Below are 26331 nucleotides of genomic sequence, written 5' to 3'. Positions count from 1 at the left end.
ATCGATCGGAGGTTGGACATGACCGACGACCAGGAAACGGTCGATTACCTTAGCCGCCATTGGCAAACCGGCAGCAGCCAGCTGCCGGAAAAAATCGAAGAACTGATTTCCCTCTGCGCCGGCAGCAGCGAAAACGCGGAGCTTTACCGCGACATGCTGCTCGAAGTCATCCGTATGGCCCAGGCGGAGCGCAATCGCTGGGATGCAAAGATACTGCTGCAGACAATTCGCGAGCTGGAACGCAGCTTTGCCCGTTTGGCGTTGTTCAAGCGCCGCCGCAAGGTAACCGTGTTCGGCTCCGCCCGAACCGCTCCCACGCACGCGCTTTACCAACTCGCCAAAGACATGGGGCAGACCCTTAGCCAGCATGACTATATGACGATTACCGGCGGTGGCGGCGGCATCATGGCGGCAGCGCATGAAGGCGCCGGGGTCGATAACAGCCTTGGCTTCAACATAACCCTGCCTTTTGAGCAGCGCGCCAATACGATTGTCAGAGGTACCGAGCACGAACTGGCGTTCAAATTTTTCTTTCTGCGCAAGCTGTTCTTCGTCAAGGAGGCAGATGCGCTGATTCTGTGCCCTGGTGGATTCGGCACTTTGGACGAAACGCTGGAAGTTCTGACGCTGGTACAAACCGGCAAAAGTCCGCTAGTGCCGATTATTTTGCTCGATGAACCCCAAGGGCGTTACTGGGACAGTCTGCTCAACTTCTTTCGCGAACAACTGCAGAGCGCGGGCTACATACGCGCCAACGACTTCAATTTGCTGACCTTGGTCAAGAGCCCGGCGGCAGCCATGCAAGAGGTGCTGAGTTTCTATCACAACTTTCACTCTGCCCGCTGGCTGGGCGAGGAATACCTGTTGCGTTTGAATCAGCCGCTCAGCAGCCAGGCGCTCGCACAACTGCCGTCGACGTTCGGTAGCCTTTGCCGGCAGGGAGGATTCGTTCAGGAGGAAAAAGGTATTGCAGGAGACGAGCCGGAACTAAACTCGCTGACCGGCTTGCGATTTGCTTTCAACGGTCGCGATCAGGGTACCTTGCGTAGCCTGATCGACTTCGTCAATCAAGCTGAAAACCTGAAAAGCCACGATACTGCATAAAACGCAGTTGTTTGGCCCGTTCAGTTGCATCTAGTGCCTCACCCTCGGGAAAGCGCTTGCTGAACACCTGTTGTGCCAACGCCTGCCAGTCCCATTGTGCTTCACTCAGGGTCTGCTCTACCAGGGCTTCAGCGACGCCACGTTGCCGCAACTCTTCACGCAGCCGGGCCGGGCCGTAGCCTCGCTGGCTGCGCGAATAAACGTAGGCCTCACAAAAGCGTTCGTCGCTAAGCAGGCCATCTTCTACCAGCCGATCAAGCTCAACCTCGGCTGCCGCGGTCGTTGCGCCGCGCTGGCGCAACTTGCGTAACAGCTCGCGATAGCTATGTTCGCGCCGCGCCAGCAGATCCATCGCTGAGCGGCGTATTGCAGCGGGCGTTTCCAGAACTGTGCGAGAGAACATGGCCTGACGGTATTAGCCTTCCAGCTCGGCGTCGGCGTCGGCTTCTACCTTCTTAGTAGGCTTGGCCAGTAACTTGTCGCGGATGGCCTTTTCGATTTCTTCGGCGATCGCGGGATTTTCTTCCATGTACTTGGCCGCATTGGCCTTACCCTGGCCAATCTTGTTGCCCTGATAGCTGTACCAGGCACCGGATTTCTCAACCAGGCCGATCTGTACGCCCAGGTCGACGATCTCGGCATTGTGGTAGATGCCGGCGCCGTACAAAATCTGGAACTCGGCCTGCCGGAACGGCGGCGCTACCTTGTTCTTGACGACCTTGACGCGGGTTTCGCTGCCAACCACCTCATCGCCATCTTTCACCGCACCGGTGCGGCGAATGTCCAGACGCACGGAGGAGTAAAACTTCAGCGCGTTACCGCCGGTGGTGGTTTCCGGGTTACCGAACATGACACCGATCTTCATACGGATCTGGTTGATAAAGATCACCAGACAGTTGGCGTTCTTGATGTTACCGGTGATTTTGCGCAGCGCCTGCGACATCAAGCGCGCCTGCACACCCACGTGGTGATCACCCATCTCGCCTTCGATTTCTGCCTTGGGTACCAGCGCGGCCACCGAGTCGACGATGATCACGTCTACGGCGTTGGAGCGCACCAGCATATCGGTAATTTCCAGCGCCTGTTCGCCGGTGTCCGGCTGCGAGACCAGCAGGTCGTCAACGTTGACGCCCAACTTGCCGGCGTACTCGGGATCGAGCGCATGCTCGGCATCGACGAAGGCACAGGTTGCACCGCTCTTCTGTGCCTGCGCGATAACCGACAGGGTCAGAGTGGTTTTACCGGATGACTCCGGGCCGTAAATTTCAACAATCCGGCCCTTGGGCAGACCGCCGAGTCCCAGCGCGATATCCAGACCGAGCGAGCCGGTGGAGATCGACGGAATCGCCTGACGCTCGTGATCACCCATGCGCATGACCGCGCCTTTGCCAAATTGACGTTCAATCTGACTCAAAGCAGCGGAAAGCGCCTTTTTCTTGTTGTCGTCCATTGTGCATCCTCTTTGGCTTGGCGGGGCTGTGACACCCGAAAAGTGAAAGTACTGTATATTTGGTCAGTATTGTTCCACAGAAGTCTGGCGTTGCCTACCCCCTTTTTCGCTCAGACTGATAACCGGTTCGCAGCCCGTTTTTCTGCTTCGTTTACCAGCCGTTCAAGGGCGTGCAGCACAGTCTGTGCGCGCACTTCCCGGCGTCCGCCGAGAAAGCGCTTACGCTCGGTTAGCACACTGCCATCGTCCAGCGCCCAGCCAAACCAGACGGTGCCGACGGGCTTTTCCGCGGAGCCGCCATCCGGGCCGGCCACCCCGCTCACCGCTACCGCAAACTGCGCCTCGGCCGCCGCAGCGGCGCCACTGGCCATAGCCTGAACGACCTCTTCACTCACAGCCCCGTGAGCCTCCAGTAGATCGGCAGCAACGCCAAGCCAACGCTGTTTGCTGTGATTGGCGTAGGTCACAAAGCCGGTTTCAAACCAGGCCGAACTCCCCGCAACCCGGGTAATGGCCTCAGCAATACCGCCACCGGTACAGGACTCAGCCGTGGCAACCCGCGCTTGCAGGTGGCCCAGCACTCGGCCCAGGCGGGCGGCCATGGAATCAATCAACGGATCATAGTGCGACATGGGCTACCTCTCGAAAAAACCAACGACCAAGCATGCCACGGGCAACGCATGCTGCGAATACCCTGGACCCCGGAATCAGCCGCAGGTTGCAACCGCTGGGCCGCGCATGTGCACGGATTGCACGCGGTCACCCGCAAGCCCGCGGCATCTAGCCAATTCCCCTTAAATTGCGTTACGGAACCTGCAGCCGGCCAGAGGGGCATGATAACCTTGCTGCCAATTCGACAGCGCGCGGCACCCACCCCCGCTTGCGCCCAACCTCATTGACGATACCCGCTACAAACCCGATGAAAAAAGACAAGACCGCTGGCCAGCACACGCCGATGATGCAGCAGTATTTCAGCATCAAGCAGGAGCACCCCGATCAACTGCTGTTCTACCGCATGGGTGACTTCTACGAGCTGTTTTATGACGACGCCAAAAAGGCTGCACGCCTGTTGGACATTACCCTGACAGCACGCGGCCAATCCGGTGGTCAGCCAATCCCCATGGCGGGCATTCCGTATCACGCCGCCGAAGGCTATCTGGCCAAATTGGTAAAGCTCGGCGAATCGGTGGTGATCTGCGAGCAGATTGGCGATCCTGCCACTAGCAAGGGCCCGGTTGAACGCCAGGTGGCGCGCATCATCACCCCCGGCACCGTGAGCGATGAAGCCCTGCTGGACGAGCGCCGCGATAACCTGCTGGCCGCCCTGGTAGGTGCAGAAAAGGGCTTTGGTCTGGCCACCCTGGATATCAACAGCGGCCGCTTTGTAGCCATGGAGCTACGCGGCTGGGAGACCCTGCTGGGCGAGCTTGAGCGCCTGGCACCGGCCGAGCTGTTGATTCCCGATGACTGGGAGAGCAACACCCCCATTGAGCGCCGGCGCGCGGTGCGCCGTAGAGCGCCCTGGGAGTTTGATCAGGACAGCGCGCACAAAGCACTGACTCAACAATTTGGCACCAAGGATCTGGCCGGCTTCGGCTGTGCCTCGTTGACCCTGGGCCTCGGCGCGGCCGGCGCGCTGCTGAGCTACGCCAAGGAAACCCAGCGCACCGCCCTGCCGCACCTGCGCAGCATTGCTCAAGAGCGCTTTGAAGACAGCGTGATTATCGACGGCGCCAGCCGCCGCAATCTGGAGATCGATCAAAACCTGGGTGGCGGGCGCGACAATACCCTGCTGGAGGTACTGGACCACAGCGCCACCGCCATGGGCAGCCGACTGCTTTGCCGCTGGCTGAATCGCCCACTACGTGACATGCAGGTGCTGAACGCGCGACAGGCCAGTATCAGCACCCTGCTCGACCAGCAGTACTATCTTGACCTGCAGCCCAGACTCAAAGGCATTGGCGACATTGAACGCATTCTCGCTCGCGTCGCCCTGCGCTCGGCCCGCCCCCGCGACCTCGCACGCCTGCGCGATGCACTGCTGGCGCTGCCGGAACTGCAGGACTGCATGCACAGCCTCGAGGCAGACCATCTGATGGGCCTTGCCCGGCGCATTCAAACTTATCCCGAACTGGCCGAACTGCTCAGCCGCGCGGTAATCGACAACCCGCCCGCCGTATTGCGTGACGGCGGCGTAATCAAGGCGGGCTTTGATGCCGAGCTGGATGAGCTACAGAACATCAGCGAAAACGCCGGCCAATATCTGATCGACCTGGAAACCCGCGAGCGCGAACGCAGCGGTCTCAGCAGCCTGAAAGTCGGTTATAACCGCGTCCACGGCTATTTCATTGAGCTATCGCGCAGCCAGGCCGAGCAGGCCCCCGCGGACTATATCCGCCGGCAGACACTCAAGGGCGCCGAACGTTTCATCACTCCCGAGCTCAAGACCTTCGAGGACAAGGCGCTGTCGGCCAAGAGCCGCGCCCTGGCACGGGAAAAACAGTTGTACGAGGAGCTGCTGGATCGCCTCAATCAAGAGCTGGCCGAGCTGCAGACCACGGCAGCCAGCCTGGCCGAGGTCGATGTGCTGGCCACCCTGGCTGAGCGCGCCGCCGCCCTGGGCTACAGTCGGCCGCGCTTTGTTGCTGACAGCCGGATTGATATCCGCCAGGGCCGCCACTCGGTGGTTGAGCAGGTGCTGGAAACGCCCTTCGTGGCCAACGACCTGACGCTGGATGATGCAACCCGCATGCTGATCATTACCGGTCCCAACATGGGCGGTAAATCGACCTACATGCGCCAGACGGCGTTGATTGTACTGCTGGCGCACATCGGCAGCTTCGTGCCGGCAGCGGAGGTCGAGTTGTCCTGCGTAGACCGCATCTTTACCCGCATCGGCTCCAGCGACGATCTGGCCGGTGGCCGCTCGACCTTCATGGTCGAAATGAGCGAAACCGCCAACATCCTCAACAACGCAACCGAACACAGCCTGGTGCTGATGGATGAAGTCGGGCGCGGCACCAGCACCTTTGACGGCCTGTCACTGGCTTGGTCGGCCGCCGAGTATCTGGCCAGAATACGCGCCTTCACCCTGTTTGCGACCCATTACTTTGAGCTCACCAGTATGGTCGATACCGACCCTGGCGTGGCCAACGTGCACCTCAACGCCACCGAGCACAATGAGCGCATTGTGTTCCTGCACAAGGTACAACCCGGGCCCGCCAGCCAGAGCTATGGCCTGCAGGTGGCGCAGTTGGCCGGGGTACCCCGGCCGGTCATCCTGCGTGCGCGGGAGCACCTGGCCAAGCTGGAACAAAGCAGCCTGGAACAACAAAGTGGCGCCCGCAGCGCGCAGGCCGGCCAGCCTATCCAGAACGACCTGTTTGCCAGTGCGGCGCACCCGCTGGTTGAGCAGTTGCAGGGCCTGAACCCGGATGACCTCAGCCCCCGCCAGGCACTTGACCTGCTATACCAGATGAAGAAAGAGTGGCTTTAACTTTGGCCAACACGCAGGTAAATGATACTTATTTTCATTAAACGTGCCGCAAACACCGCTTAATCGGTACAAAGCGCGCGAGCGCTCTGTACCGGCACGTAAAAGCTGATAGACTACGCGCCAGATTTTGTTCGCCTGATTCGATGGAGACCCCACCATGACTTTTGTTGTTACCGACAACTGCATCAAGTGCAAGTACACCGATTGCGTTGAGGTCTGCCCGGTTGACTGCTTCTACGAAGGCCCCAACTTTCTGGTCATTCACCCGGACGAGTGCATCGATTGCGCCCTGTGCGAACCAGAATGTCCGGCTACCGCGATTTTCTCCGAAGACGAGATCCCGGAGGATATGCAGGAATTCACCGAACTGAATGCCGATCTGGCAGAAGTCTGGCCAAACATCACCGAGAAGAAAGACGCACTGGCCGACGCCGAAGAGTGGGATGGCGTACCGGACAAGCTGCAGTATCTGGAGCGCTGAGCACCAACACGCTCAATGCCTATGAAAAAGCCGGCCTCGCGCCGGCTTTTTGTGGGCAAGCGGCAGGCGCAGACTAGACGTGCAGTCGTCAACATTAATAGTTTTATGGGGCTTGGGGCTTGGGGCTTGGGGCTTGGGGCTTGGGGCTTGGGGCTTGGGGCTTGGGGCTTGGGCTAAATTTCAGGCAAAAAAAAAGGGGCGAGTAAACTCGCCCACTCTTCAGTCCATACGTGCTATCCGTGTCCAGCCATCCTGGCTTCATCATCCTGAAATTCCCTGGCTCAAGCTCCCTGCCGAGCAGCGCTGTCCGTTGCGCATGGGTGTATCTTAACGTTTCATAAGTTCCGCGCAACCCGGCAAAAACAGCAACAGCCACCGCACTGCAAAATAAAAATCAATAACAAACAGTCACTTAGAGTTTATCCTAAGCAAAAACAACCAATCCCCCACGCACTCAAGTGCGAATCGCTTACGCACCTTGTAGGTGATCTCTTACAAAACAGTCACCGTACCTGACCAGCCGAGCAGCGTGTACCGCCCGCTTTAACAGGCGGCAATAAAAAACCCGGCTCAAGTGAGCCGGGTTTCGGGGCCTGCGGTGGAGCAGTGTTACATCATGCCGCCCATACCACCCATGCCACCCATGCCGCCCATATCAGGCATCGCCGGAGCGCCGCCCTCTTCTGGCAGGTCGGCAATCATGGCTTCAGTGGTGATCATCAGGCTGGCAACCGAAGCAGCCGCCTGCAGCGCAGCGCGAGTCACCTTGGCGGGATCAAGGATACCCATCTCGATCATGTCGCCGTACTCGCCAGTAGCAGCGTTGTAACCGTAGTTACCTTCGCCAGCCTTGACTGCCTGCAGTACAACAGCGGCTTCGTCACCGGCGTTGGTCACGATCTGACGCAGCGGCGCTTCAACAGCGCGGCGCAGCAGCTTGATACCGACGTTCTGATCTTCGTTGTCGCCCTTCAGACCGTCGATAGCAGCCAGCGTGCGAACCAGTGCTACACCACCACCAGGTACCACACCTTCTTCTACGGCAGCGCGAGTAGCGTGCAGCGCGTCTTCTACGCGGTGCTTCTTCTCTTTCATTTCAACTTCGGTAGCCGCGCCAACCTTGATCACAGCAACACCGCCAGCCAGCTTGGCCAGACGCTCTTGCAGCTTCTCACGGTCGTAATCGGAAGAAGTGTCTTCAACCTGCTTGCGGATCTGAGCAACGCGACCTTCGATGTCGGCCTTGGCGCCGGCGCCGTCAACGATGGTGGAGTTGTCCTTGTTGATCTGTACGCTCTTGGCTTGACCCAGGTGCTCGAGAGTCGCGGTTTCCAGGCTCAGGCCGATCTCTTCGCTGATCACGGTACCACCGGTCAGTACAGCGATGTCCTGCAGCATGGCCTTGCGACGGTCACCAAAGCCAGGCGCCTTGACGGCAGCAACCTTGACGATGCCACGCATGTTGTTGACGACCAGAGTCGCCAGCGCTTCGCCTTCAACGTCTTCGGCAACGATCATCAGCGGGCGGCCAGCCTTGGCAACGGCTTCCAGTACCGGCAGCAGTTCGCGGATGTTGGAGATTTTCTTGTCGACCAGCAGGATGTACGGCTGATCCAGGTCGGCAGACATGGTTTCCGGCTTGTTGACGAAGTACGGAGACAGGTAGCCGCGGTCAAACTGCATGCCTTCAACGACAGAGAGTTCGTTTTCCAGGCCGGAACCTTCTTCAACCGTGATCACGCCTTCCTTACCAACACGATCCATGGCTTCGGCGATGATGCTGCCAACAGACTCATCGGAGTTGGCGGAGATGGTACCTACCTGGGCAATGGCTTTGGAATCAGCGCAGGGCTTGGCCAGGTTCTTCAGCTCGGCAACGATGGCAGCAGTGGCCTTGTCGATACCGCGCTTCAGGTCCATCGGGTTCATGCCGGCAGCAACGGCCTTCAGACCTTCGGTAACGATGGCCTGGGCCAGAACGGTAGCGGTAGTAGTACCGTCACCCGCGTCGTCGTTGGCACGCGAGGCAACGTCTTTAACCAACTGAGCGCCCATGTTTTCGAAGCGATCTTTCAGCTCGATTTCCTTGGCAACGGAAACACCGTCTTTGGTGATCAGCGGCGCGCCGAAGCTACGCTCGATCAGCACGTTGCGGCCCTTTGGCCCCAAGGTGGCTTTTACCGCGTTAGCCAGGGTGTTGACGCCATCCAGCATCTTGTTGCGACCGGAGATACCAAATTTAACTTCTTTAGCAGCCATTTTTGCTTTCCTTCAAATGAGTTCGTAAAGGGGTGCGGCGCAGCCGTTTCAGGCTTCCAGCACACCAAAGATTTCGGTTTCGCTCATGATCAGCAGGTCTTCACCATCAACCTTGATGGTGTTGTTGCCGGAATAGGGACCGAAAACAACCTTGTCGCCTTCTTTGAGGGCCAACGGGCGGACTTCACCGTTGTCCAGCACACGGCCGGTACCTACGGACACGACAACACCGGTGTTCGGCTTTTCTGCGGCTGAGCCTGGCAGAACGATACCACCAGCGGTTTTGGTCTCTTCTTCGCTGCGACGAACGACAACGCGATCGTGTAACGGACGAATTTTCATCGTTATGTGTCTCCCAATAGGTAATGTCAAATGCCGCAAAAACGGCTATCTCGAGTTAAAAACGAACCCTTACCGGGTCCGAAGGACGGGCCAGAGGCCACGTCACTGTTCTGTCGCTCCCCTTCCGGGAGAGCCTGTCAAAACCGGTGCAACCTAGATGGGGCCCCGACTCGCTATTTCAAGGGCCTGCGGCAGATTTTTTTCATTGCCGATCAATCCGCTGGTCCGGCTCTACCGGCTTTTCCTCGCCGGGCTTCCACTCGCCTTCAATGATGGTGTTGCCACCCTGCTTGTAGACGCCCGGCCCGCCGGGTTCGCCGGGTGCGGGCCGCCCCTTGTTGAGCAACGCCATGACCAGACAGGGCACCGCCAGCGCGTCAGTGATCAGGCCCGGGATCATCAGCAGTACGCCCGCAAGCAACCACCACATACCGGTCTTAAGTACGGCGAAGGGCGAGCGATTCTCGGCCATTTTGAGCTGTAGCTGCTGCAGCATGCTGAAACCCTGCCGCTGAATCAGCACCAAGCCCAGCAAGCCGCTACCCAGCACCCACAACAGCGTTGCGCCGACGCCAATGCGGTCGCCAAGCAGAATGAGTGATGCCAGCTCCAGCAGCGGGAAGGCCAACATCAGTAAGCGAAAAAAGGGCATGCGCACCTCTCAAGGATGTATGTCTCGTGTATATGGGTATAAAACGCCTCACTTTCAAGGCACAGCGCCACAGGTCACCCCAGGCACAAGTCAGAAAGTGACCAACCTGGTGTTAAAGGTATTCAAAACGCAGGGAAACTCGGGCATTCTTGCCGACCTGAACCAATCATTCTTTCCGAGGAGCACCTCATGCAATTGAAAGACAGCGTCATCATCATCACCGGCGGCGGGCAGGGTCTTGGCCGCTCCATGGGCGAGTTCCTGGCGAGCAAAGGCGCCAAGCTGGCCCTCGTTGACCTCAATCAGGAAGCCCTCGACGCCGCTGTTGCGGCCTGTAAGGCGGCCGGCGGTGACGCACGCTCCTACATTTGCAACGTGGCCAATGAAGAACAGGTCATTGATATGGTGAGCCAGGTGGCAGATGACTTTGGTGCCATCAACGGCCTGATCAACAACGCTGGCATTCTGCGCGACGGGCTGCTGCTCAAGGTGAAAGACGGTCAGACGCAGAAAATGAGTCTGGCACAGTGGCAGGCGGTGATCGACGTCAACCTGACCGGCGTATTCCTCGGTACCCGCGAAGTGGCTGCCAAAATGATCGAGCTGGGCAATCAGGGCCTGATCATCAACATCTCTTCGATCTCCCGTGCCGGCAACGTAGGTCAGTCCAACTACACCGCCGCCAAGGCCGGTGTCGCTGCCATGACGGTGACTTGGGCCAAGGAGCTGTCGCGCTACAACATCCGCGTTGCGGGCATTGCACCCGGCTTCATCGAAACCGAAATGACCGGCAGCATGAAGCCCGAGGCACTGGAAAAAATGACTTCTGGCATCCCGCTCAAGCGGATGGGCAAACCGGAAGAGATCGCGCACTCGGCAGCCTACCTGTTCGAAAACGACTACTACACCGGCCGTATTCTGGAGCTGGACGGCGGCCTGCGCATCTAGCCTGACCGCTACCGCACAAAAAAACGGGCGCTGCGAGCGCCCGTTTTTTTGCCTTGACTCTTTGCCTTACCAGCCGACGCCCAGCCCCATAGTATAGCGGGTGTCACGGTAACCGGTATCATCCGAGGTGTTCAGGTAATCCAGCTCCGCTTTCAAACTGAGTGATGCCCAACTGGTCAACAGGTAACGCAGCCCTGCCTCGGTATCGATCATGTAACGCACATTCGGGTCATCCGGTATCTGCGTCTCGGCTTTGTGGAACAGCTCAAACCGCTTGCCCAACAGGAAGCGGCGGTAATCCCACTGCAGACCCAGGGCGTTGTAGGCATTCTCGGTGCCATCGCGCTCCTCAGTCCAGATGCGGTCCAGTCGTGCCGAGGTCTCAAAGCGGCCCAGCGAGTTGTTCCACCATTCATAGCCCGGACCCATACCGAACTGGCGCTGCTTGGCGATTTCGTTCAGGTAATCGCGCTGATAGCGCACACTGGTCATCCAGAACCAGTGTTCGGTGAGGAAGCGGTTAAGGTCGTAGTCGGCCTCCCAGGCGTGGCGGCTTTTCACGTCGTCGCGGTAATCGCGCTCGTAGTCCAGTGCCACATCATGCCGCCAGGCGCCGTGGCGCAGGCGCGTGGCCAGGTCGACGTCCAGGTCCTCGGTTTCCGTGCCCGAGGTGTCCTTGAGCTCCAGCGAGGCAGTTGCATCGCCCTCCCAGACCATGTCCTGAATGATCGGCTTGGGCACCAGCAGCTGACTGATCTGGGCCACCGGCACGGAGCGCGCCTGATTCTTCGACTCATCGAAAGCGAGCATGACCTGCCCGTCCTCGTCTGCGGCATTGACCCGCGTGATGTACTGCGCCTTGTCGCCCAGCTTGAGCAACAGGGGATCCTCACTCTCGAAGGTTTTGACCCGCGCCGTGCTCACCACGATCAGGCCGGCGAAGTCGGTCTTTATCGATATTTTGCTGCCTTCAAGAAACTCGATCTTGCCGGTCAGTCGATCCCCATTGTCCAGCCAGAGCGTATCGGCGACACTGCTCAGCGGCACAAGTGACAGACTCAACATTAGGGCCTTGCGTACAAACAGCATGCTCTCACCTTTCAAATGGAACGTCGGATAAAACGGGGCATTATCCATGAAAGACCCGCAAAAGGTGACAGTGTTCCCACAGAGCCCGAGCGTAGATGCGCCGGAGCGGCACAAAGAAGCTTTTTTTCAGGTGCTGGCCAGCATTCCGGTTGGCAAGGTCACCAGCTATGGCAAGGTGGCAGAACTGGCTGGCATGGGCCGCGGCGCCCGTTTGGTCGGCCGTTGGCTAGGCCAGCTACCGGATGGCACGCGCCTGCCGTGGCATCGGGTACTCAACAGCCAGGGCAAACTGTCGCTGCCGCCCGAAAGCACCAGCGGCGCGGAACAACGCCGACGCCTGATGGCCGAAGGCGTATTGGTGCGCAACGGCCGGGTCAACCTGCGCCAGCACGGCTGGCCATAAGCCGCCTTACAACAACACAACAAGGACATTCATGCACTCCCCTGCTTCCGACTCCACTACCCCACCCAAACCGGAAGGGCTGAAGGTTTATCTGCAACCCCGCGTTATCGGCATGCTGTTTCTTGGCTTCTCGGCTGGTTTGCCACTGCTCCTGGTGGGCGGCACCTTCAGCGCCTGGCTGCGCGACCTGGGAGTAGAACTGGCGGCGATCGGCTTTCTCAGCTGGGTCGGCATGGCCCACTCAATCAAGGTGCTCTGGGCACCGCTGATTGACCGGTTGCCCGTACCGCTGCTGACGCGTCTGCTGGGTCGGCGGCGCAGCTGGATGCTGCTGGCCCAGCTGGTGATTGCCGGCGGCCTGGTCGGCATGGCGGTGAGCGATCCGCGCGAACACCTGGAACTGGTCGCCGTCTGGGCCGTGCTGGTTGCCTTTGGCTCGGCCACCCAGGATGTCGCCATCGATGCCTACCGCGTTGAAGCTGAAGCCAAGCACCGCCAGGCGGCCATGGCGGCAACATACGTGACCGGCTACCGTGTGGCGATTCTGGCGGCTGGCGCCGGTGCGCTGCACATCGCCGCGCTGGATAGCTGGAGCCTGGCCTACAGCGGCATGGCCTTGTGCATGCTGATTGGCGTGCTGACCACGCTATGCATCGCCGAGCCCAAGGTGCACATCACCCAGGACACGCTCGCGCAGGAAGCGCATCTGGCTCACTTTCTCAATCAGTCACCGCACCGTGGCTGGCGCCTGTCGCTGTCGACCTGGTTTTTCAGTGCTTTTGTCTCACCCTTTACCGAATTCTTCAGCCGGTACGGGAAGGCTGCTCTGGTGATACTGCTGTTTGTCGCCACCTTCCGTATCAGCGATATTTTCATGGGCACCATGGCCAACCCCTTCTACCTGGACATCGGCTTCAGCAAGGAGCAGATCGCCAACATCGCCGCCGCGTTCGGACTCGCCATGACGCTGACCGGCGCCGCCTTCGGCGGTCTGCTGGTAGCCCGTTTCGGCATTGCGCCGATTCTGATCCTGACCGCTTTCATGGCACCAGCCACCAACCTGATCTTTGCCTGGCTGGCCCACGTAGGCCCGCAACCGGATGGACTGGTACTGGCCATCATCGCCGACAATATAACGGGCGGCCTGGCCATTTCGGTGTTTATTGCCTATCTCTCAAGTCTGACCAATACCGCCTACACCGCTACTCAATATGCGCTGTTCAGTTCGGTCATGACGCTGCCCGGTCAATTCGCCGCGGGCTTTACCGGTGTATTGGCGCAGAGCGTCGGGTGGACCGAGTTTTTCATGCTGACCGCGCTGACCGGCTTGCCCGCCATAGTACTGGCCTTCATGCTGTTGAAGTTCGCTCACCCGGACAGGATGAAACGCCCCGGCATCGACTGATGCGGGTTAGCGTGGCAAAAAAGAGGGGAGTTAGCGGTACAAAAGCAAGCGGCGCCCGCCAGGGCGCCGTGCTGTGAGGCTTAGTAGTTGAAACCAACACCTACGCTGTAGAAGATCGCGCCGTCGTCGTAGTTGTCGCTGGCGCCGTCGCTATTCTTGAACAGGAACTGATACTCCATCATACCGGTGATGAAAACGTCATCCTTGACCCAGTACTTCAGGCCCAGTTCCGGACCGGCCGTGAAGCTGTCGTCCACGCCATCACCGTAAATGCCACCAACACTGGCGCCGATGAACGGCTTCAGCGAGCCGCTACCAAAGTGATAGTCGTAGAACGCGCGGGTAGAACCGGTGAAATCGGTGCTTTCGCCCTCAGAGTCGGAAATCCCGAGGCTTTGGCGAATACCCCAAAGGGAAGACTCACTCAGGTACTGACCCCAGCTACCTTGGAATGAAATCCCGTTGTTATCGAAATCCTTGTCGCTGGCACCAGCACCACTCAAGGTTATTTCATTATCACCCGCCGAAGGAGCGGCCATGCCCCAAGCTGGGATCAAAGCTGCTACAAACAAGGAGGTTCTCAAGACGTGTTTCATAGTGTTCACCTTCTCATGTAGTTCGTTAAGTAACGCGCCTAAAGGTGCGTCGGCCATAGATAAGGACAAACACAAAGTAGAGACGTTCAGACTTTCTCGCGCCGCGTATCGCGAACTGAGACGGGATCGACGAAAAGCGCACTGATTGGGTTAGAAAGCTTGCAGTGAGCGCAAAAAGAGAAAAACCCGGCGCGAGACCGGGTTTTTGCGTACCGCTGAGGCGCTTACTCGGCAGCGGACTCCGCTGCTGGCTGCGTTACCATGTGCAGCGTGCGCTGCGGGAATGGGATGGTAATGCCCTGCGCGTCGAAGGCTTCCTTGGCCTGCTCCTGGATGTCCCAGAACACACCCCAGAAATCTTCGGTCTTGGCCCACATGCGCAACGACAGGTTGACCGAGTTATCACCCAGCGAGACCAGCCAGACGACGGCTTCCGGATCCTTCAACACACGGCTGTCTGCAGCGGCCAAGCCCAGCAGGATAGAGCGCGCCTGCTTGACGTCGTCGCCGTAATCAATGCCGATATTCACATCCACGCGACGGGTAGCCTGACGGGAGTAGTTGATGATATTGCCGTTCGACAGGCTGCCGTTGGGCACTATCACTGTCTTGTTGTCCGGCGTTTTCAGGATGGTGTTGAAAATCTGGATACTGTCGACAGTACCGGCAACACCCTGCGCTTCGATGTACTCACCGGCGCGGAAGGGACGCAAGAACAGGATCAAGGCCCCACCGGCAAAGTTGGCCAGACTGCCCTGCAGCGCCAGACCAACCGCCAGACCGGCGGCACCCAATACGGCGATGAAGGAGGTGGTCTCGATACCGACCATGCCAGCCACACTGACCAGCAACAGCACCTTGAGCGCAATGCCGGCCAGCGAGCAGACAAAGCCGTGCAAGGTAGGCTCTACATTGCGCTTCTGCATCACTTTGTGCAGCGCACTGATCAGCCGACCGATCACCCACCAGCCAACTGCGAGTGTCAGCAGCGCCAGCAAAAACTGGCTACCGTACTCGATAACCAGCGGCAGCCAAGCTTCTTCCAGGCCTTTGAGCTTTTCCATCATCTCTTCCATCGTCTTCCCCCAGTTGGATAAATACAATCAGTCGCGAAAATTGTTGAACTGCAACGGCATATCGAGCGATGCACCACGCAACAGCGCCATAACATCCTGAAGGTCGTCGCGCTTTTTACCGGTCACCCGCACCTGCTCACCCTGAATCGCCGCCTGTACCTTCAATTTGGCATCCTTTATCAGGGCAACAATTTTTTTCGACAGTTCCTTGTCGATCCCTTCTTTAAACACAACATCCTGCTTTACTTGCTTGCCAGAGGCAAATGACGCCTTGATTTCAAGGCACTGGATATCGACCTTGCGCTTGACCAGACACAACTTGAGAATTTCCAACATCTGCTCCAGCTGAAAGTCGGCATCTGCACTGATGGTCACCTGCAAGGCCTTGGGGTTGAACTCAAACTCGCCCTTGCCTCGCAAATCGTAGCGCCGCTCCAGTTCTTTCGTGGCATTATCCACTGCGTTGGTTACTTCATGTTTATCAAGTTCGGAGACAACGTCAAAAGATGGCATGCAAATAACCTCAAACAAAAAGCACAAAATTATGATGTTCAATACAAAACAACAGTATAACCTCGTGGCATTATAACGGCAGTCAGCCAACGAACAGCAGGGAGCACCTTCTATATGCCTAACCCCCAACTCAGTATCATGGTGGTAGACGATACGAAGTTCAGCAGCGCCGTTATCGGCCATACGCTGAGTCAGGCCGGCTATAACGACATTCGGTTTGCCAGCTCGGCCATGGATGCCTTGCGCATGCACGAGCAGCGCCCGGCCAGCGTCATGGTCGCCGATTGGCTGATGCCGGAGATGGACGGCCTGGAGCTGACCACCCGCATCCGTCAGATGGACGAGCAGGATGACCATTACACCTACGTGGTACTGCTCACCGCGCGCGAGGGCGATAACGTGCTCAGCGAAGCCTTTGACCGCGGCGTGGACGACTTCATCAGCAAGTCGTCGATGAACGAACAACTGCTGCCGCGCATCTTTGCCGCTGACCGCACCTCCCAACTGATCAACCGCCTGCTGGATGAAAATCACCTGCTGGCCAACAACAACGCCCAGCTGGAAGAGCACAATCTGGTCGACACCCTGACCGCCATTGGCAACCGCCGTTATCTGCTGCAACGCCTGAACGACGCCCTGCGCAACGTTGACGCCCGTGGCGGCGCCTGCTGTGTGGTGGTGCTGGGTGTGCAGAACCTCGCCTCGCTCGGCGAGCGCTTTGGCGAAGCCGTACAGCAGGAAGTGCTACGTGGCACCGCGCGTCGCCTGCAGCAGTTGGTACGTCCGACCGACGTCATTGCACGGGTGGGCAACAATGCCTTTGCCATCGTCACCCTCGCCGACGATGCCAGCGACTGCAAGCCCAACAGCTTCCGCCGCCTGCACGACGGCCTCAACCTCAAGGCGTTCAAAACCACCGAGGGCTATCTCTCCATTCGCGCCGGCATGGCCCTGAATACAGTGACCAACAAGCATGACCTGCCCAGTCCGGAGGCGTTGCTGGAGTTGGTTGAAGAACACTTGCATGAAGCGTACGAGACCAATCTGATTACCGAAGTGCGCAACAAGTAAAGCCGGTGTTTCACGTACTGGGCGCCGGCAGCCTGGGCCTGTTGTGGATTGCTCGTCTGCAACAGGCAGGCCTGGACTGTCGTCTTCTACTGCGCGATCAGGCCGCCCTGCAGCGTTGGCAAGCCGCCGACAACCTGCTGCACTTCACCGCACCGAATGGCCAACAGCACCTGCGCGTCAGTTGCGAAGTAGCTACCCAAAGCGACACAGCCATCGCAATCCTGATCGTTGCCACCAAAGCACATGCGGTAATGACCGCGCTGGCGCCGCTGCGCCAGCGGCTGAGCAGCAATAGCCAGATACTCTTGCTGCAAAACGGCCTGGGCGTGCAACAGCAGGTTACCCAGGCGTTTCCCGAACAACGCGTGCTGTACGCCAGCGTAACGGACGGCGCCTGGCAACCCGCGCCGCAGCAGCTGATCTGGGCGGGTCAGGGCCAGACCCTGATTGGCGATCCGGCGCTGCAACCACCGCCCGATTGGCTGCTGCAGCTGGATCAGCGCATCATCAACTGGCAATGGAGCGAACAGATCCTCGCCGTACTCTGGCGCAAGCTGGCGGTGAACTGCGCTGTAAACCCCTTCACCCTGTTGTTCGATTGCTGCAACGGCGAGGTGCCACTGCGGGCTGGCCCCTGGCTGGACGAGTGTATTACCGAGTTGCAGACAGTGCTGGCTGCCCAGGGCATCGCGGCCCCGGACCTCGGCCAACAGATTCACGAGGTCATTCGCCGTACCGCCAGCAATAGCTCCTCCATGCGCCAGGACCTGCACGCAGGGCGCCGCACCGAGCTCAGCTACATTCTGGGCTATGCCTGCGCAGAGGCGCAGCGCAGCGGCGTACCAGTGCCCGCGCTGGAGCGCCTGCTGACCGCATCGCGCCGGCGCCTTTCAGAGCTGGGCCTGCCGGTAGACTGAACAGGCTGTTTGCCGCTAGGCTAACGACCCCCTTCAGGGTCCAACATTCGCGTCCGCAGAGAGCATCCAACCATGGGCTATCGCCTTAGCAAACTCTATACCCGTACCGGCGACCAGGGCGAAACCGGTCTGGCCAATGGTGATCGCATTGCCAAGAACCATCCCCGCGTGGCGGCCATGGGCGATGTGGATGAGCTGAACTGCCATGTCGGACTGCTGATCACCGAGCTGACCGACTACCGCCTGCACCCGCTGCTGGCCATTCTCACGCCCATCCAGCATCGCCTCTTCGATCTCGGCGGTGAGCTGGCGGTACCCGGGTACGACATCATTGCGGCCGCTGACGTCAGTGCGCTGGAGCAGCACATCGATGCCCTTAACACCGAGCTGGAACCGCTGAAAAATTTCATTCTGCCCGGCGGCTCGCGGGCGATCGCTCAGGCCCACCTGGCGCGCAGCGTGTGTCGGCGCGCAGAACGGCAATACCTCGGCGTGGCACAGCAGGACAACGTGAACCAGCAGGCACTGATTTATCTGAATCGCCTGTCCGACCTGTTGTTTGTGATGGCGCGGACCATTGCCCGCCTGGAAGAAACACCGGAAGTACTCTGGGCGCCCAAACCCAAGCCAACGGCCTGAGTCCGGGCGCGTCGAGCCTTACACCTTGAAGGCGCTGATGATGCCCTGCAGTGATTGCACCAGCTGGGCCATGCGGCCACTGGACTCTTCTGCCTTGCGCGCGCCCTCAGCAGTACGCTCACCGGCATGGTTGATCTCGACGATGTTCTGATCAATATCGTGGCTGACCGCCGTCTGCTCTTCCGCTGCTGCGGCGATCTGCTGGCTTTGGTCAACGATGTGAGTAACCGCCTTGAGGATGTTGTCGAGCCCTTCCTGCACCTTGAGGGAAGCATCCACGGTTTCCGCCGTCATGCTATGGCTGCTGCCCATAGCTTTCACTGCCGCACCCACGCCGTCTTGCAGACGCACAATCATCTGCTCGATCTCTTCGGTGGACTGCTGCGTGCGGCGGGCCAGCGTCCGTACCTCGTCAGCGACTACGGCAAAGCCGCGGCCCTGTTCACCGGCCCGCGCCGCCTCGATTGCGGCGTTAAGCGCCAGCAGGTTGGTCTGCTCGGCTACGCCCTTGATCACATCCAGCACCCGGCTGATGGACGAACTGTCATCGGCCAGTTGATTGATAACGCGCACCGAGTTTTCGATCTCGCCGGACAGCTTTTCAATACCGTCGACCGAGGACTCCACCAGACGGCGGCCATTCAGGGTCTGAGTATTCACCTGCTCGGCATTGGTGACCGCCAGAGCGGCGCTGCGCGCAACTTCCTGCGAGGTGGCGGCCATCTCGTTCATCGCCGTGGCAACCTGCTCGATCTGACTACGCTGCGAAGTCGCGGCCTGACTGCTTTCGCTGGCAATGTTTTCGACCTGTCGCGACTGCTCCTGCACCTGATCCGAGGTCGAGCTGACCTGACGGATCAACTCCCGCACCTTCTGCACGGTATTGTTGAAATCAGCGGCCAGATCGCCCAGCTCGTCGCGGCTGTCCACGTCGACCTGCACTGTCATGTCGCCACCGGCGACTTGGCCCATTTGCGACGACAACCGCTTGAGCGTACGACGGGTCGCCATATAGAAGCCCGCATACAGATAGATGATCAGCAGCCCCACCAACGACAGCGAGACGATCAATACCAGCATGGAGCTGCGGTTCTGTCCGAGACGCTCACTCAAGCGTTCACGCAAGGCGTCAAACACCGCGGTGTCGAGTGCGTAAGTTTTGTCGATCTCGGCGGTAAGGCGCTGAAAATAGCCATCCCAGGTACCTTCCAGCGAGTTAGCCATGATGATTTCTTCATCAAAGATATTTTGCGCAATGCTCAGGCTTTCAAGACTCGCATCGGCAGCCGGCTTGATGCCTTGCAGATCGCTGCCCTCGAGGGTCTGGTTCAAGATCTGCTCGTAGTTGGCCGTCAGCTTCTGCAGCAGCTCGAACAGATCGTCCATCGCGCGACTGGCGTCAGAGTTGATGTAGCCAAGCCCCATGGAATAAGCACCGACCGCGCGCCCCTCACCCAATGCGGAGGTCACCTGCGGGGTGACATCGATCAAGAGTTCGGTCAGCTGCCGTACATTGCGGTCAAAATCCTGCGGCAGCCCTGCATAGGCAGCACTGAAGTTAAGCAGCGTACTGGCCTCGGCCAGACCCTGCACCGCCAGCACCTGCTTGCCACTGACGGATTCATTGGCCAGACCCTCATAGAGCGCCAGCAACTCGTCGCGCTTGGCCACCACATCAGCTGCCGCCGCGTCTTCAACATCAAGCGGCAAGGCGCGCAGTTTATCGATCGCCTTCTTGCGCAACTCTGCGCCACGGGCCTCCAGCTCGGCGGCGAGTTGACCCTGCCCGAGTAGTGCATTGACGTGTTCCATGTCCCGAATCAGCTCGGCATCGCGCAAAATATCGGAGGCCGCCCGGACCAGAGCGAGATTGTCCTGGGCATGCTGGGTGACCTGCACGCGCTCATAGGCCTGGTGGACCACCATGCTGCTGATAATACCGAGAGGGACAAAGAACAAGACGCTGATCAGGCAGAACTTCATGCCATAGCTCAGGCGATTCATCAGGGCAATGGCAGGCGCAAGAAGACTATTCACCCAGTTTTTCTCCTAAATTGACCGGCCTGCGGTGGGGCCTATCAGGCCGCCGTTTCGGGCGCCTGTGTTTTGTTATATTTGCTACCGCGTTCAAGGGCAAGCGAGGTCGCGCCCTACTGTCTCATGCTGATTCTATCGGCCAGATCGGAGACAACTTTACTACTGGCGCGAAATCTAACCCAGTAACGCCAACAATGCCACGGGTACCGCCCAAGCAAGCATCGCGCGCAGCAGCAAGTCTCGGGTTGCGGCCAGCACGGGCGCGTCTGGCTCTGGCTCTGCACCGCCTGACAGGGCCGCATCAGCCGCTGTCATCAACAAGGATTCAGGCGCCTTATCCCAGTCACTCCAGACGCCGCGCAGCGACTCGAATACCCGATCGAAATGCCCTACCAAGGCAAAGCTCGCGACCAGCAGCCGGGCCGGCAACCACTCCATGGCGTGCACCAGACTGCCAGCATACCCTTGCGACTCCGCCGGCAAGCGGTCTACAAACAACCTTAGTAGACGGTAGCCCAGCGCGCCCAGCGGACCCAGCAAGAGAAACCACAAAACCGGCACAAAGTAGCCGGCTAGCGCAGCCCAGAGCAGGCGACCGCGCACCTGCGCGAGCAGATCGTTGTCGTCGTCAGCCCGCACCGCCAGATCATGCTCGGCAATCAGCGCCGCGGCCTCGCAATCACCTCGCGCCCAGGCCTGCTCAAAGCGCCGACTGGCGCCGTAAACGCGACTGGTGCTGCCCAACCCCAGCAACAGGACCAGCACGCCCAGCACCAGCACGAATACGCCGTTGGCCACATCAGCCAGCGCCCAGAATGCAAGTTCCAGCGGTATCAGCGGCAATAGCAGGCAGAGCAGTGCCTGCCAACCAGCACGGCGCTCCGCAACCCCGGCACTGTAATCCGCCCACGCCGCTACGGGGTCCGGGTGTATACCCGCACGCAATGGTGTGAAGCGCACCAGCAAAACTGTGATCAGCAGGATCAGAAACCGCATCGAGGGGGCCTTTATTGGTTAAGTGGTGCAGCCAGCAAGCTGCGCAGATAGCGACGCCAGTCGAACGCCGCGCCCGGATCGGTCTTGCGCCCTGGCGCGATGAATTCGTGGCCGGTGATCCGCTGGCGGGTAATCGCCGGGTAGGCGCGCTGCAGCGCGTGGGTCAACTCACGCAGGGCCTGGTACTGCGCATCGGTATAAGGCCTGTCATCGGTGCCCTCAAGCTCCACACCAATGGAGAAGTCATTGCAGTTATCGCGTCCGGCGTAGCGCGAGGCACCGGCATGCCAGGCGCGCTCATCGCAACTGACAAACTGGGTGATGCCGCCGTCACGCTCGATCAGGAAGTGCGCAGAAACGCGTAGCTCGGCGATCTCGGCGAAGTAGGGATGCAGCGAGGAGTCTAGCTGGCCACAGAAAAAGCGTTGCACGTGCCCGCCACCAAACTCGCCGGGCGGCAGGCTGATGTTGTGAATAACCAGGAGAGAAACCACATCCCCATCCGGTCGGGGATTGAAATGCGCGGAGCGACAGATCTGCACGCCCTCCAGCCAACCCTCTTGCAGGCGCATGATCGTCCCGCCCCCATCAGCCAAAAACCTTATGCTAACAGGAGCTCAGCGGCGGTGCATCAGGCTTTGCTCAGGGCATGTTCAGGGCTTGGCTGACTGCAAACGGCGCAGGTTGCCGATCACCGACTCAAGCGCACGATCAAACAGCTGATTCTCATCCAGCAGGGTAATAAGCCCCTGCTCGAAGTGCTGGGCCAGCTCGTTCTTGCCAAACTCGGCGACTTTCATGCCGCCACGATTGACGAAAATGTACTTGCCGCTGAAGCTGATGATGGCAGCCAGTTTGCAGCGCTGCTCCGGCTGGCCTTCGGTAGCGCCCAGACGAAACCAACAGCCAGCACGCAGGCTTTCAATCCAGCGCATCGCGCCGACACTGGGCAAGTCGTCCACGGTTTCGGCAAGCGGCTCAGACTCCTCCTCTGCCTGCAACACCGGCGCCTCAACGTGCACCTGCTCAATCGGCTCGACCACCGGCATGACCACCTCGGCCGTCTGCGCCTGCTCTGGCTGCGGCACAGCGGCTTCAGCGACGGGTAGCGGTTGCTCCGCGGCCCGCTCGGTTTCCGCTACAGTCTCTGCAGCGCCGGAAGCCTTCGCCTGGGCAGCCTCCGCCGCCAGCCGAGCGGCCTGCGCCTCACGTACTTTTCTTGCCGCAGCCTCCTGCGCTTTGGCCAGGGCGAGCGCCTGTGGTTGCGCCAGGCGTGCGACCTGAACAGCGACCGCCGACGCATCCAGCCCAAGCAGCTCCAGGCCGCGGCGCAGCGCCTCCAGGACTTGCTCGTTGCTATCGGCACGATACCGCAACTCACCGGCGGGAACCGGCTCGACACTGTCGATCATCTGCTGCGCGGCACGAATCGCCTGATCCCAGGCTGCCGAATCAACGCCCTCACGCAGACACACCATATGCAGCACCTGACTCCAGGTGTCGCGCAACAGATCGACCAGAGTGACCGGCAAGGTTCGCCCAACCAGCAACCCGTTGACCGCCTTGGCGACATGACTGCGCGCCGCCTGCATGCGCGCCCGGCCCTCTTCGGCGTCGCGCGTACGCTGCTCGATCCGGTCGGAGCGGCGCTGCTCGTTGCGTTGAAAGTCGGTCAGCTCTGCGTGCAGCGTTTCAAACAGGGCATCCTGCGGCTCACTGACTGCCAACAGGCGCTCGACAATGCTTTCGAGCAGCCCGTGCAACTGATCCCGACGCAAATCATCGTGATCATTCCAGCCCATGGTTGCCCGAGCGAGCTCATTCAACAATCGGCGAGCCGGATGCGCGCCGCGACTGAAAAAGCTCTTGTCGGCGATGGCTACCCGCAAAACCGGTAATTGCAGCCGCCCGATCATGGCCTTGACCGCCGCAGGCAGCGCCGGGTCTTCGAGAATGAAGTCAAACAACATAGAGACCAGGCTGATGACGTCATCATCCACCCGACCCACCACTTTTTGCTCAGCAGCACCCACAGATTGACGCTGAGCCTGCAACGCACGCTGGATGCGCTGGCGCATGTCCGCGGGGCTGTCCGCCGCCCTGTCGGGCAACTCATCGAGCGGAATATCAGCCAGAACCTGCAGTAACTCGTCGCTGGGCATCGTACGTGCGGCACTACCAGAGAGCCCCGATAGCGCCATATCGCCGCTGGCATGCCGCCAGTTACCGATCAGCTCGCTGAACATGCTCAGCACTTCCTGCTGATCTGCGCTGCTCTGCCGATTACCGGGGCTGGATTCAGCCGCAGCGCCATTTCCAGCGCCGGCCGGCGGTGACCGACGGCGCGAGGGCGTCACCTGAGCCAAACGCAGATCAGGCATGACGCCGGCATTAACCAGCAGCGTATTCAGCGCCTCGTACTCGGCGTCGATACCGTTAAACACATAGCGTTCAAAGAGTTTGAAGATGATCAGCCGAACCTTGATCTCCAGCGCCAGAGGCTTGAGGGCATCGGCAAAATAGTCGGCCAGCGCAGCGGGCGCCAGCGGATTATTGCGCTCATCCACCAGGTTCTTGACCAGACTGTTGGTACGCATCGCCAGATGCATCAGCGCTTGCTGATTGCGGTTATTGACGCGGCTGATCATGCCGTCTAGCGCAACAGACTGCTCCAGCTCGTCCGGCTGTACCAGCGTCAGGCTATCGAGTTCAAAGGAGGAGTACGCCGCGGCGGCGGCGGGGGCTTCGCCATTCATCTGCTCGGTCACCTGGTGCAGACTGGCGCCGATACTTTTCAGGATGCTGCCACGCTGCAACCGCACGGTGCGCATGGCTTCAAAGAACAGGGTTTGATCGGCATTACTGGTCGCCCGATCAGCCATTTCGAAGAGGTTGTCGTCGGCATTGTCAAACAGCACATTGAAGGCCGTGCTCAGGTACTGCTGCAGGTGATCGCGCACGCTGATCAGCGGCGCTGGCAACGATGACGAACCGGTGCCGGCGCTCTGCATATTGCGGCTGGCGAGATTCGGTTTGATCGAGACCACCTTCGGGTCCTGGGACATGCTACCTCTCCTGATAAGCCTGGCTTATCGCGTACAACGCCTGGGTTGCTTATCCTGCTAACAAGGGCTGCCTTCCGTGTGTCGTAAATTTGGCGTCAAAAATTTTATTCAGTATACCCGTTTTCAAATTGAACGCACCCCTGGCCGATGCGATTTCTTGAAGCAGGTCACACTTGATATTGAGTTTAGTCGCTTGCGTTTCGCACGCTTCAGAACTTGGCAGGCTTTGCCTACCCCGCAACTGGCAATCCTGGTATATCCTGACAACGGATCGCCCAAAAGGCACCCTCATAACACTGATGCGCCACCCAGTGCATCAATACAAAAGATAATCAGGAGCAGCGTCAATGGAAGCACTCATAAGCCTGATCGGCGATATCAATGGCATTGTCTGGGGACCTGCCATGCTTGCCCTGCTGGCAGGCACCGGCCTTTACCTCACCCTCGGCCTCAAGCTCATCCCCCAACGCAAGCTTTTCTATGGCTTCAGCATGCTTTGGCGGGGTCGCAAGAGCACCGAAGAGGGCGATATCAGCCCCTTCAACGCACTGATGACCGCCCTCTCCGCTACCGTCGGCACGGGTAACATCGCCGGCGTGGCCACCGCCATCTTCTTTGGCGGCCCTGGCGCGTTGTTCTGGATGTGGGTCATCGCGCTGGTGGGCATGGCCACCAAATTCGCCGAGGCGGTACTGGCTGTGTGCTTTCGCGAGAAAGATGCGCTGGGCAACCACGTCGGTGGCCCGATGTACTACATCAAGAACGGCCTGGGCGCCAAGTGGAAGTGGCTGGGCATCCTGTTCGCCATCTTTGGCATGCTGGCTGGCTTTGGCATCGGCAACACCATTCAGTCCAACTCGGTTGCTGACGCGCTGAGCAGCAGCTTCGGCATCCCGCCGCTGGTAACCGGCATCATCATTGCCGTGCTGGTAGCGCTGGTGCTGCTGGGCGGTATCAAGCGTATCGGTGACGTCGCCGGCAAGCTGGTACCCATCATGGCGCTGTTCTACGTGGGTGGCGGCCTGATCATTCTGATCATGCACTTCGACCGCATTCCTGCCGCCTTCGGCGACATTCTGTATTACGCCTTCAACCCCGCCGCCGCTGCCGGTGGCTTTGCCGGTGCAACCGTGTGGGCGGCCATGCGTTTTGGTATTGCCCGCGGCGTGTTCTCCAACGAGGCAGGCCTGGGCAGTGCGCCCATCGCCCACGCTGCGGCGCAAACCAACAACCCGATCCGTCAGGGTACCGTTGCCATGCTCGGCACCTTTATCGACACCATCATCATCTGCTCGATTACCGGCCTGGTGATCATGGTGACCGGGGCCTGGCAAAGCGGCGAGAACGGTGCGCCCTTGTCGGCCCTGGCCTTCAGTCAGGGTCTGCCAGGCGGTTGGGGTCAGTACATTGTCAGCATTGGCTTGGCGGTATTCGCCTTCACCACCATCATCGGCTGGAGCTTCTACTCGGAAAAGTGCACCCAGTTCCTGTTTGGTGAGCGTTCGAATGTACCCTTCCGCGTACTCTGGATCATCGCGGTACCACTGGGCACCCTCCCCGGTATCGATCTGGGCAGCCTGTGGCTGGTAGCGGACACGCTGAATGCCATGATGGCGATTCCCAACTTGATCGCCCTGCTGCTGCTGAGCCCGGTCGTGTTCCGCCTGACCCGCGATTATTTCAATGATCCGGCGAACTACCTGAACAAGTAGCCACCGTTCAGAAACACCTCTGCAATACCAATACCCGCCCTACCCGGCGGGTATTTTTTGTTCGCTGGGGTATACTCGCG

General features: G+C 59.5%; 24 protein-coding genes. 10 read left to right on the top strand and 14 right to left on the bottom strand.

Going from position 1 to position 26331, the window contains the following annotated elements; translation table 11 throughout:
- The first annotated feature begins 18 nt into the window (after positions 1-18).
- Positions 19-1104: an LOG family protein gene (locus BLU26_RS17380; protein WP_092288103.1), complete on the top strand. Its 1086-nt coding sequence runs from the start codon at positions 19-21 to the stop codon at positions 1102-1104.
- On the opposite strand, the gene BLU26_RS17375 is transcribed toward BLU26_RS17380, so the two are convergent.
- The 3 genes from BLU26_RS17375 to BLU26_RS17365 all read right to left on the bottom strand — a co-directional run bounded on the left by BLU26_RS17375 (position 1064) and on the right by BLU26_RS17365 (position 3186).
- Positions 1064-1507, bottom strand: coding sequence for a regulatory protein RecX (locus BLU26_RS17375; protein ID WP_092288102.1), 444 nt, complete (start codon positions 1505-1507; stop codon positions 1064-1066). The genes BLU26_RS17380 and BLU26_RS17375 overlap by 41 nt on opposite strands.
- A gap of 12 nt (positions 1508-1519) precedes the next feature.
- Positions 1520-2554, bottom strand: a complete 1035-nt coding sequence (gene recA / locus BLU26_RS17370; protein ID WP_092288101.1) for a recombinase RecA — start codon at positions 2552-2554, stop codon at positions 1520-1522.
- A 110-nt stretch (positions 2555-2664) separates the two neighbouring features.
- Positions 2665-3186, bottom strand: a complete 522-nt coding sequence (locus BLU26_RS17365) for a CinA family protein (RefSeq protein ID WP_092288100.1) — start codon at positions 3184-3186, stop codon at positions 2665-2667.
- Positions 3187-3473: 287 nt separating this feature from the next.
- On the opposite strand from BLU26_RS17365, the gene mutS reads away from it, so the two are divergent.
- Both mutS and fdxA read left to right on the top strand, forming a co-directional pair.
- Positions 3474-6050, top strand: a complete 2577-nt coding sequence (gene mutS, locus BLU26_RS17360; protein WP_092288099.1) for a DNA mismatch repair protein MutS — start codon at positions 3474-3476, stop codon at positions 6048-6050.
- Positions 6051-6207: 157 nt separating this feature from the next.
- Positions 6208-6531: a ferredoxin FdxA gene (fdxA, locus tag BLU26_RS17355; protein WP_092288098.1), complete on the top strand. Its 324-nt coding sequence runs from the start codon at positions 6208-6210 to the stop codon at positions 6529-6531.
- Between the two features lie 609 nt (positions 6532-7140).
- Here the strand turns inward: fdxA and groL are convergent.
- The 3 genes from groL to BLU26_RS17340 all read right to left on the bottom strand — a co-directional run bounded on the left by groL (position 7141) and on the right by BLU26_RS17340 (position 9784).
- Entirely contained in the window at positions 7141-8790 is a 1650-nt protein-coding gene (gene groL, locus BLU26_RS17350; protein WP_092288097.1) for a chaperonin GroEL, read from the bottom strand.
- Positions 8791-8838: 48 nt separating this feature from the next.
- Positions 8839-9132 (bottom strand): co-chaperone GroES, encoded by a 294-nt coding sequence (locus tag BLU26_RS17345; protein WP_092288096.1) that lies wholly within the window; start codon positions 9130-9132, stop codon positions 8839-8841.
- Positions 9133-9334: 202 nt separating this feature from the next.
- Positions 9335-9784 carry an FxsA family protein gene (locus tag BLU26_RS17340; RefSeq protein WP_092288095.1) on the bottom strand — a complete coding sequence of 150 codons (450 nt, stop codon included), beginning with the start codon at positions 9782-9784 and terminating at the stop codon, positions 9335-9337.
- Between the two features lie 189 nt (positions 9785-9973).
- Here BLU26_RS17340 and BLU26_RS17335 point away from each other — a divergent pair, with 189 nt between their 5' ends.
- A complete protein-coding gene (locus tag BLU26_RS17335) occupies positions 9974-10732 on the top strand; it encodes an SDR family oxidoreductase (protein WP_092288094.1) in 759 nt (252 codons plus the stop codon).
- Positions 10733-10798: 66 nt separating this feature from the next.
- On the opposite strand, the gene BLU26_RS17330 is transcribed toward BLU26_RS17335, so the two are convergent.
- Positions 10799-11821, bottom strand: a complete 1023-nt coding sequence (locus BLU26_RS17330; RefSeq protein ID WP_157719396.1) for a DUF481 domain-containing protein — start codon at positions 11819-11821, stop codon at positions 10799-10801.
- Between the two features lie 46 nt (positions 11822-11867).
- Between BLU26_RS17330 and BLU26_RS17325 the strand changes: the two genes are divergently transcribed.
- Positions 11868-12224, top strand: coding sequence for an MGMT family protein (locus BLU26_RS17325; protein ID WP_092288092.1), 357 nt, complete (start codon positions 11868-11870; stop codon positions 12222-12224).
- A 31-nt stretch (positions 12225-12255) separates the two neighbouring features.
- On the top strand, positions 12256-13629 hold the full coding sequence (locus tag BLU26_RS17320; RefSeq protein ID WP_092288091.1) for an AmpG family muropeptide MFS transporter: 1374 nt from the start codon (positions 12256-12258) through the stop codon (positions 13627-13629).
- 80 nt (positions 13630-13709) lie between these two features.
- Here the strand turns inward: BLU26_RS17320 and BLU26_RS17315 are convergent, their stop codons facing one another.
- From BLU26_RS17315 to BLU26_RS17305, 3 genes are all read right to left on the bottom strand, one after another.
- A complete protein-coding gene (locus BLU26_RS17315; protein ID WP_407920333.1) occupies positions 13710-14168 on the bottom strand; it encodes a hypothetical protein in 459 nt (152 codons plus the stop codon).
- A 281-nt stretch (positions 14169-14449) separates the two neighbouring features.
- Positions 14450-15301: a mechanosensitive ion channel family protein gene (locus BLU26_RS17310; protein WP_092288089.1), complete on the bottom strand. Its 852-nt coding sequence runs from the start codon at positions 15299-15301 to the stop codon at positions 14450-14452.
- Positions 15302-15328: 27 nt separating this feature from the next.
- Complete coding sequence (locus BLU26_RS17305; RefSeq protein WP_092288088.1) at positions 15329-15814, bottom strand: YajQ family cyclic di-GMP-binding protein; 486 nt, start codon at positions 15812-15814, stop codon at positions 15329-15331.
- 114 nt (positions 15815-15928) lie between these two features.
- Between BLU26_RS17305 and BLU26_RS17300 the strand changes: the two genes are divergently transcribed.
- The 3 genes from BLU26_RS17300 (at position 15929) to BLU26_RS17290 (ending at position 18441) form a co-directional block, all read left to right on the top strand.
- The gene (locus BLU26_RS17300) at positions 15929-16885 is read left to right on the top strand and encodes a GGDEF domain-containing response regulator (protein ID WP_092288087.1); all 957 of its coding nucleotides are present in this window, start codon (positions 15929-15931) and stop codon (positions 16883-16885) included.
- A 5-nt stretch (positions 16886-16890) separates the two neighbouring features.
- Entirely contained in the window at positions 16891-17802 is a 912-nt protein-coding gene (locus BLU26_RS17295) for a 2-dehydropantoate 2-reductase (protein ID WP_092288086.1), read from the top strand.
- A 72-nt stretch (positions 17803-17874) separates the two neighbouring features.
- Positions 17875-18441, top strand: a complete 567-nt coding sequence (locus BLU26_RS17290) for a cob(I)yrinic acid a,c-diamide adenosyltransferase (RefSeq protein WP_092288085.1) — start codon at positions 17875-17877, stop codon at positions 18439-18441.
- An 18-nt stretch (positions 18442-18459) separates the two neighbouring features.
- On the opposite strand, the gene BLU26_RS17285 is transcribed toward BLU26_RS17290, so the two are convergent.
- The 4 genes from BLU26_RS17285 to BLU26_RS17270 form a co-directional block, all read right to left on the bottom strand.
- Complete coding sequence (locus BLU26_RS17285) at positions 18460-20478, bottom strand: methyl-accepting chemotaxis protein (protein ID WP_092288084.1); 2019 nt, start codon at positions 20476-20478, stop codon at positions 18460-18462.
- A 174-nt stretch (positions 20479-20652) separates the two neighbouring features.
- Positions 20653-21474, bottom strand: coding sequence for a regulatory signaling modulator protein AmpE (gene ampE / locus BLU26_RS17280; protein ID WP_092288083.1), 822 nt, complete (start codon positions 21472-21474; stop codon positions 20653-20655).
- Between the two features lie 11 nt (positions 21475-21485).
- Positions 21486-22046, bottom strand: coding sequence for a 1,6-anhydro-N-acetylmuramyl-L-alanine amidase AmpD (ampD, locus tag BLU26_RS17275; RefSeq protein ID WP_092288082.1), 561 nt, complete (start codon positions 22044-22046; stop codon positions 21486-21488).
- An 81-nt stretch (positions 22047-22127) separates the two neighbouring features.
- Positions 22128-24539, bottom strand: a complete 2412-nt coding sequence (locus tag BLU26_RS17270; protein WP_092288081.1) for a DUF1631 domain-containing protein — start codon at positions 24537-24539, stop codon at positions 22128-22130.
- Positions 24540-24886: 347 nt separating this feature from the next.
- On the opposite strand from BLU26_RS17270, the gene BLU26_RS17265 reads away from it, so the two are divergent.
- Positions 24887-26251 (top strand): alanine/glycine:cation symporter family protein, encoded by a 1365-nt coding sequence (locus BLU26_RS17265; protein ID WP_092288080.1) that lies wholly within the window; start codon positions 24887-24889, stop codon positions 26249-26251.
- Positions 26252-26331: the final 80 nt, after the last annotated feature.

It is taken from the genome of Halopseudomonas sabulinigri (genome assembly GCF_900105255.1).
Classification (GTDB): Bacteria; Pseudomonadota; Gammaproteobacteria; order Pseudomonadales; family Pseudomonadaceae; genus Halopseudomonas; species Halopseudomonas sabulinigri.
The sequence above is the reverse complement of the archived record's forward strand: the minus strand, read 5'-3'. Positions and strand labels throughout refer to the sequence as shown.